We start from the raw sequence: 8022 nt of genomic DNA, 5'->3' as shown, positions 1-8022 counted from the left end.
GACGCAGACTCAATACAATCCAGGTTTTCAGTAACCTGCGTCGGCAGGTTTTCTCCGGATAGCCGCGACTTCAGTCGCCAGGGTGAGAAAGAGACGGGCTTTTAAAACATCCTCTAAATACGGCTGGCAATTCTCTCGTCATGAACTCTCCGTGGGATAGCGCATTCACTGACAGGCTTGGGATCTCAGCAGAACTTTTTTACCTCTCTATCAGTCTTTCAAAAGAAAGTGAAAAAATCCTTGGCTTCGGATAACATTTCAAGAATCGAGCAGACGACTACTTATGAAATTCTCCTTCCCCATGCAGACCGCCCTTCTGGTAGCACTTGGCATTGCCAGTGCCACCGTTTCCTGGACTTCTGAACCCGTTCAGGCTGTTCAATTTGATAAATCAGAAATTGACTCTTCCCGGTTTATCATTCTGGCTTCTCCGATTGGCACTACGGATGCCTATAAACTATTGATTTTTGAGCAACTCAACAACCGTCGCCAGTGCTGGCAGGAAATGGCTGGAACTCCCACCACGATCAATCCTCTCTTCATGAGCTTTGACTTTACCGGCATTTGTGGCCGCAGCACCGACAGCAATGCCTATTCCGTGCGGGTTGGGGATGAAGACCTGGCTGGACGTTACAATTTACGAATTGTCAAAAAAGCGAATGAACTTGTGTTAGTGGCGTTCTCGCTGACCGACAAAAATCTGCGCCTTTTCGAGATTGGCAGAACCCACGGGTTATCCGATGGCTACCTCAAAATCGATCTGGATCCGGGCTGGCGCTTGACTCGCCGTATGTTTAATGGCAAATCAACAGGCCATTTATATTTCACGACCGATCGCAGCCTGGGAGATCTGGCCAACCAGGTAACTCCATCGGCACCAACTGAGCAAGTCCCTCCTGGTTCTCCTCCTGAATTTGCACCATCCCAACCTTCAGCCCCTGCCATCCAACCTTCTGATGCTTCCCCAGCCGGGACAGTTCCGACTAATCCCAATCCTCAAAAACTCAGCCTGCCCACTCCACCGCCCACGGGAGCAGTCACACCCTCTTACTCGGCCCCCGTTACCCCTGGACAAACCCAGTCTTCAACAAGCAGTCCTGCTTCCCAAAGTAACGGGCAGGATGTCGTCATTCCTGTTGCTCCCGGAGAAATCCTACCTGCCCCTATGCCCTCCGGAGCTGTTCCTCAAACGCCAACTAATCAAACTAATCAATAGAGATCAATTAATCAATTCAATTAAGCATCAATAGAAATGAATAGAGAGATGCATGGGAGAGGTGTTAGATGAGACTGTCAATCAATTGTCATCTGTTTCTACGCATGAACCTGACCATCGGGCAGAATGGTTCCGGTCAGAATGGCTCCCGTGAGTTTGACCATGACGCGATCGGCAGAACCCACCTTAGCCCCGGTCAGATCTGCACCACTTAAATCTGCGCCACTTAAATCGGCCCCAATCAGATTTGTTTCCCGTAAATTGGCCTGTCTGAGGTTTGCTTGCAACAGGTTAGCCCGAAACAGGTTAGCCCGTTGCAAATTAGCTCCACTCAGGTTAATCCTGTGCAGAAAAGCATCACTTAAGTTGGCGTCACTGAGATTCGCCTGACTCAGGTTGCGGTTTGATAGGTCTTTTTCCTTCAGATCGGCATTGCTCAGATCTACCCCACTCATATCCGGGTAGGGAGATTTCCAGGCAGAACTTGCCGCTGCAGAGGAAGATTCAGTGGAGCGGGGCGGCGGTGGAGATGTTTGAGCAGAAGAGGACACTGGCCGATAAGGGCCAGTTGGCGTTGTTGCAGGAGATTCATTAGTCAGCGGGTGAGCTTTAGCCTGAGTTGAATAAGCCGTGTGCCCGTTGGAAGTATGCTGAGACGGTGGTTGATAGGGTGATGTGGCCTGGTAATAGGCTTGATACCGGTAGGGATCCGATCGATAGGACTCTTGTCGATAGGAATGGGACTGAGAGTGGTGGGGCTGGGAGTAGGCGGAATGATGGTGGCGATGGTGAGGCTGTTGCTCCGCTTGATGGCTGGAAGCGTGCCCTGAATTAGAGTGGTGTTGATGGTGTTGGGTGGAGTTTTGAGTAGAATTTTGGGCCTGCGATCGTCCCTGATTTTGCCCGTGCGCCTGCGAGTGTGAAGGCGTGGACTCAGACGACTTGGATGATTGGTAGGAGTAATGGGGACGCGGGTAGGGCTGGTAGTAGTAGCGCCGCGATTGAGATTGGGATTGTCCGTTGGTGGATTGAGAGGTTTTTGCCGTTGTAGAACGATGTGCCCGTAGAGTGTCACGGGCATGGTTCAGTTCCTTCATTTTTTCCTGGGCCTGGTGCAACCGATGCGGATCATCTTTAGGAACGCGATCGGGATGCCAGATTAAGACCAAGTCCTTGTATGCCTGGTTGATCTCGTCAAGAGAAGCCCCAGGCTTAACGCCCAATATCCTGTAGCATTGCTCCAAATTTCTCATTGAAACCACGATACCACCATTCCTTAGGACAGGATATTAGGACAGTAGAGACGCTCCGGTGGAGCGTCTCTACATTCTATTAAACAAAGCGTTTACTGGTTACGCAGCAACGGTTCGGGTGAGGAGAACCGGACAAGTGGCGTGGACTCGTACATAGTCAGATAGGGAGGTACCCAACAGGCGATCCAGATCGGGTAGACCTTTGGCAATCGAGGGGCGCCGATCGGGAGATCCTAACATCAGCAGATCAATGTTATTTTCCTCGGCAAGGCGACAAATCTCCTCACCTGGTTTTCCAGAAGCCGCAATACATTGATAATGCACTCCAGCTTTCTTGGCTTCTGCAACAGCCGCTGCCACCACCGGATCTTTCTCAGCCGCGGCTCCCACCACCGAGTCTGATTTTCCAGTCAGGTTGGGATCCACATGCACCAGCGTCAATTGGCCTCCTTTAATATCTCGCAGGAAGAATAAAGCCAGTTTCAGACAATTCTGGGCGGCCTCAGATTTATCAACCGCCACCATGATCCGCCGGATCTTCTTCACGTAAATATCATCTTTGACCAGCAGCATCGGGCGAGATGATAGTTGAAAAACATACTGACTGACGGAATTTTCCAGAATTGAAATAATTCGCTTCAATCCCCGTGATCCCATAATGATCAGGTCAGCATCTATTTCCTCGGCTACCTTCAGCACCACATCTTTCGGATCACCCTGGCGGAGAATCCCGTTGACATGGGTAGGGTCGAGATTGAGCGTTTGAATAGCATTAGCCAGGACTTTGCCGCCTTCTTCCCATTTTTCAGTCATGGCATCTGTTGTAATCTGGGATGGCACGACGTGCAGAACCGTTACATTCGCCCGTTGGATTGAAGGAATCTCCATCAGAGCTTTCAGCATTTCCTCAGAGTGTCCAGTGCCCGAATCCGCCAGGAGAATCTTCTCTATCATCGTTTTGCCTCGCATATCAAAACTGCAGGGTGTCTGGCCGTGTGGCCATCTTAAAAGCAACGTATAAACTCAATACTATTAATAACGCCATCCTCCATATCACTCAACAATCCGATTTTGAAATCCACAATTTTTCACAAAAACTGCTTTTAGATCTTCTTCAGAATGTAGGAATGCCGTTAGGTTTTCTTTATTTTTGATATTAGATAAATCAGTCGCTCAGGTTAACAGAAATCAACGTAGATGGAACTGTCATTGGTCATTTGTCCTCTGTCATTGAGGAGCAGCCGCTGATCTTAGTCCAGGCTTGCTAGCAATTTAATCAATTGTTTAATTCGCAGAGTTAAGTTATTAAAAATTAATACCTGATCGTCCCTGGCTACCTCCTACTGGGGACTAAGGTATGTATTATTCGATACGTTAGATTGAACATGCACAATGGCTAACAATTCTCAAGAAATGTCCCAATTGGTTCCTGCCGGAGTGCTCGAAACTCCGCTGCAAGAGTCCACAGGAATCTGGTTTATCTATCCTGCGATCGCCTATCCCCACAACACAGATTATGGCGGCGTAGTCTGGCATGGCTCCTATATTGCCTGGATGGAGGAAGCGCGGGTTGAATGTTTGAAGTCGATCGGGGTGGAATTTGCCGATCTGGTGGCGATGGGCTGTGATCTGCCGGTGGTGGAACTGGCAATACGCTATCACCAGGCTGTTCGCATGGGCATGAAGGTGATTGTCAAAGCCCGCATGGCTGGCATTGTGGGAGTGCGAATTAACTGGGACTACCAGATTTTATCTGCTGATGGTCAGGAGTTGTTTGTGACGGCACGGGTAACGCTGGTGGCAGTCGATCGGGAAAAGGGCAAAATTATGCGCCAGTTACCTACAACGATTAAGGAGGCATTGGGCAAGTTGGTGGAAGGGTGAAGCGGTGGATGAGTGGATGGGGGAGTTATCGGTTTCACCTGCCCAGGCGATCGCGATCGACCGATTTACCAAACTGAATGGAACTCTTGCCTATTAGACTCAATCCTGATCAGTAGGATGAGCCAAGCTTGGCGTGCCCATTCAAATCAGCCAGAATGACAGAATGGGCAAAGGGAAACGCCGTGCCCATCCTACCTTTTTTCCAATTTGCAAGAAGTCTAATGATCTTCCTCAACGTTCAAAAACTCGACGTTAGAAAATTTGATTGCCGTAACAGATCGAGGTTGGTTTCTTGAGAATAAAGAGAACAAACGGAGCAAGAGATGGTAGAAATCCCAGCTGGAAGTAATTTTTGGGCGGATAATATGCCATCTTGGAGTAGAAGTTCTGAGTTAACCCTGATCCAAGTCCAGTACGCTCCTTTCCCTCTGGGCAAACTGGCAACGCTCTGGCAAGTTTTGGCCTAGACGTTCTATTGATCTGTTCTCTGGTCTGTCATTTCTTGTGAATTACCCCCTCCTTTTTGTATGTTTAGCACCACCGAACTGTTAATAGAAGACTTTGTTCAGAAACTGAAAGAGGGCTATCGGCGCACCTATGGCGGACTGAAGTCTGACTATGAAGACATCATTGGTTGGGTGGGGGCAATGGCCATGGAAAATATTGCCAATAGTGACGCGCTTTACCACAACGTCGAGCACTCCATCCTTGTCACTCTGGTTGGACAGGAAATCCTGAGAGGCAAACATATTCGGGAAGGAGGGGTATCCTGCGAAGATTGGCTGCATTTCATCATTTCCCTGGTTTGCCATGATATTGGCTATGTCAAGGGGGTTTGTCGTCAGGATCGGCCCGGCTACTATGCTACAGGTCGAGATGGCCGTACGGTTGCTTTGCCTCCTGGCTCATCCGATGCTTCTCTGACCCCCTTTCATGTTGATCGAGCCAAATTATTCATTGATGAACGCTTTGGCGGCCATAAGTTGATTGATGCAGAGGTCATTAAGTGCAACATCGAGCTAACCCGGTTTCCAGTGCCTGCCACTGAAGATCATCAGGAAACTACCAGCTATCCAGGTTTAATTCGGGCATCTGACTTGATTGGCCAATTGAGTGACCCGCGCTATTTGAAGAAAATTGGCGCTCTGTTCTATGAATTTGAAGAAACTGGCGTCAACAAAGTGTTAGGCTATCGCAATCCAGGAGACTTGCGAAAAAATTACCCCAAATTCTACTGGCATGGAGTCTATCCCTACATCCAGGATGCGCTTCAATACCTCTCCCTTACGCTTCAGGGAAAGCAAATCGTCGCGAATCTCTATTCCAATGTGTTTGTGGTAGAGCATGAAAAATCAGAAGAGTAGGGGTGCAACTGAGGTTTGTTTGCTCAGGAGTAGCTGCAAGGTCACCAGGATCGCTATTATGCTAGGTTGAACAACTAAGAGTAGGATAAACAGAGTCGATTTTGTCAGCCTTGCTGCTCTCTCCCCTCCCATTTCTGGCTCCTGAGTATGAACTGGTGGAAACGCCTTAAAAGTAATAACCTGGCTCGCACTGGGGCACTTATCCTGCTGATCTTCTATCTGGCCGTACTGGCCGCAGAGTTTGTTGCTCCCTACGATCCCTATGAATCCCAACTGGATGGGGCACTCCTGCCACCGACTCAAATTTATTGGCGGAATCAAGAAGGACAGTTTATTGGCCCTCATGTCTATCCCACGACTCAGGGGCCAGTGGATTTGCAAACGGGCGATCGCAAGTTAATTGTCGATCGATCGCAGCCTTCTCCGTTGCGACTGTTTGTTCAGGGGTCAGAATACCGCCTGTTCCAGATCAAATTACCTCTGCCCACTCAGTTTTCTCTGACCAATCCTAAATTTGAGGACGTAGAAATTCTATCTGGAATTCCGGCTCGACTGCGATTATTTGGCACCACTGGCCCCGCTAGATTTAATCTCTTGGGAACCGATGAACAGGCTCGCGACCAGTTTAGTCGCCTAGTGTTTGGGGGACGTATCAGCCTCAGCATTGGCCTGGTCGGAATCGCTGTTTCCTTTCCTCTGGGTATGTTGATTGGTGGGATCTCTGGCTATTACGGTGGCTGGATGGATACCATTCTGATGCGCCTGGTGGAAGTGCTGATGACCATCCCCAGTATTTATCTGCTGGTGGCACTGGCGGCTGTGTTGCCTCCCGGTTTAAGCAGTGCCCAACGATTCTTGCTGATTATTCTGATTACCTCATTCATTCGCTGGGCGGGACTGGCACGGGTGATTCGTGGGGAAGTGTTGTCCATTAAAGAGCGGGAGTTTGTCCAGGCCGCGCGGGCAATGGGAGGGCGATCGCTGTACATCATCACTCGCCACGTGCTACCCCAAACCGCTACCTACATTATTATTGCGGCCACCCTGTCGATTCCTGAGTTCATCGTGGCAGAATCCGTCCTGAGTCTAATTGGACTGGGTATTCAGCAACCAGATCCTTCCTGGGGCAATATGCTGTCCCTGGCTACCAACGCCTCCATCCTGGTGCTGCAACCCTGGCTGATCTGGCCTCCTGCGATCCTGATTATTCTGACCGTTCTGGCATTTAACCTCTTAGGCGACGGTCTGCGGGATGCCCTGGATCCCCGTAGTCTGCAGCGCTAGTCCAGATAAAAAATAGAAAAATAGAGACGCGATGAATCACGTCTCTATCTATCTTGGGTGATCAACAAGATTAGTGCGATCGCCAGAGGTCAGGTCTACTTCACAGATACCTTGGCACCCGCTTCTTCAAGCTGCTTCTTGGCATCTTCAGCATCGCCCTTAGCAATCCCTTCCTTCACAGGCTTGGGCGCAGCTTCTACCAGATCCTTGGCTTCCTTCAAGCCCAGACCGGTCAGGGTACGAACCACCTTCAGAACAGCAATCTTCTTGTCAGCAGGAACTTCTTCCAGCACCACATCAAATTCAGTCTTCTCTTCTTCAGGTTCTGCTGCTGCTGCACCGCCACCAGCCGCCGGAGCCATCATCATCATGCCACCAGCCGGAGCGGCTGCACTGACTCCAAACTCCTCTTCAATTTGCTTCACCAATTCTGCCGCTTCCAGCAGAGTCAGTGTTTTCAACTTTTCCAAAATTTCATCCGTTGCTGCAGACATGGATTACTCCTTAAGTTGTTTACGAACGAAAACAAGTTTTGAGTTCTCAGTTTTAAGTTTTGAGTTAAAAGGCCAATTCAAAACTCAAAACTTAAAATTCATAACTTCTAAGCTGCTTCTTTCTCTTTGTCGGCGATCGCCTGAATGGCGCGGGCCAGAGAAGCGGGGACTTGATTGATACCGACAGCCAGCTTAGTGGTGACACCGTTGATTGCACCAGCAATTTGGGCAATCAGTTGCTCCTTGGACGGTAGATCGGCGATCGCCTTCACGTCCGCCTGGGTTAACGCACGGCCTTCCATCACACCGCCGCGCAGTTCCGTCTTCTTGGATGCCTTTTGGAAATCCTGGTAGGCTTTCAGTGCCCCACCAACATCATCCTTAATCAGCAAAAAGGCAGACGATTCCTTCAGGAATTGGGTCATGGGTTCCCAATTTGGGTCGCCCTCAACCGCAATTCGCATCAGCGTGTTTTTCGTGACTTTACAGACAGCCCCGGTAGGAAATAACCGTTTCCGAAGATCAGT

The 8022-nt window shown here is 49.5% G+C and carries 8 protein-coding genes; 4 read left to right on the top strand and 4 right to left on the bottom strand.

Going from position 1 to position 8022, the window contains the following annotated elements; all coding sequences use genetic code 11:
- Window positions 1-301 precede the first annotated feature (301 nt).
- Window positions 302-1216 carry a DUF3747 domain-containing protein gene (locus ACUVQO_RS21500; protein WP_445927866.1) on the top strand — a complete coding sequence of 305 codons (915 nt, stop codon included), beginning with the start codon at window positions 302-304 and terminating at the stop codon, window positions 1214-1216.
- 98 nt (window positions 1217-1314) lie between these two features.
- On the opposite strand, the gene ACUVQO_RS21495 is transcribed toward ACUVQO_RS21500, so the two are convergent.
- Together ACUVQO_RS21495 and ACUVQO_RS21490 are read right to left on the bottom strand one after the other, a co-directional pair.
- Window positions 1315-2439: a pentapeptide repeat-containing protein gene (locus tag ACUVQO_RS21495; RefSeq protein ID WP_445927865.1), complete on the bottom strand. Its 1125-nt coding sequence runs from the start codon at window positions 2437-2439 to the stop codon at window positions 1315-1317.
- Window positions 2440-2568: 129 nt separating this feature from the next.
- The gene (locus ACUVQO_RS21490) at window positions 2569-3423 is read right to left on the bottom strand and encodes a universal stress protein (RefSeq protein ID WP_445927864.1); all 855 of its coding nucleotides are present in this window, start codon (window positions 3421-3423) and stop codon (window positions 2569-2571) included.
- A gap of 438 nt (window positions 3424-3861) precedes the next feature.
- On the opposite strand from ACUVQO_RS21490, the gene ACUVQO_RS21485 reads away from it, so the two are divergent.
- The 3 genes from ACUVQO_RS21485 to ACUVQO_RS21475 all read left to right on the top strand — a co-directional run bounded on the left by ACUVQO_RS21485 (window position 3862) and on the right by ACUVQO_RS21475 (window position 7001).
- A complete protein-coding gene (locus tag ACUVQO_RS21485) occupies window positions 3862-4353 on the top strand; it encodes an acyl-CoA thioesterase (protein ID WP_445927863.1) in 492 nt (163 codons plus the stop codon).
- Window positions 4354-4880: 527 nt separating this feature from the next.
- Window positions 4881-5717, top strand: coding sequence for an Npun_R2479 family HD domain-containing metalloprotein (locus ACUVQO_RS21480; RefSeq protein WP_445927862.1), 837 nt, complete (start codon window positions 4881-4883; stop codon window positions 5715-5717).
- A gap of 147 nt (window positions 5718-5864) precedes the next feature.
- Entirely contained in the window at window positions 5865-7001 is a 1137-nt protein-coding gene (locus tag ACUVQO_RS21475; RefSeq protein ID WP_445927861.1) for an ABC transporter permease, read from the top strand.
- A gap of 95 nt (window positions 7002-7096) precedes the next feature.
- Here the strand turns inward: ACUVQO_RS21475 and rplL are convergent, their stop codons facing one another.
- Both rplL and rplJ read right to left on the bottom strand, forming a co-directional pair.
- Window positions 7097-7495 carry a 50S ribosomal protein L7/L12 gene (gene rplL, locus ACUVQO_RS21470; RefSeq protein WP_445927860.1) on the bottom strand — a complete coding sequence of 133 codons (399 nt, stop codon included), beginning with the start codon at window positions 7493-7495 and terminating at the stop codon, window positions 7097-7099.
- A gap of 107 nt (window positions 7496-7602) precedes the next feature.
- Window positions 7603-8022, bottom strand: a 420-nt coding sequence (gene rplJ, locus ACUVQO_RS21465) for a 50S ribosomal protein L10 (RefSeq protein ID WP_445927859.1), incomplete at its 5' end; no start/stop codon positions are given.

This window comes from Leptodesmis sp., from assembly GCF_052746595.1.
This window is presented reverse-complemented; position numbering and strand designations above follow the sequence as displayed.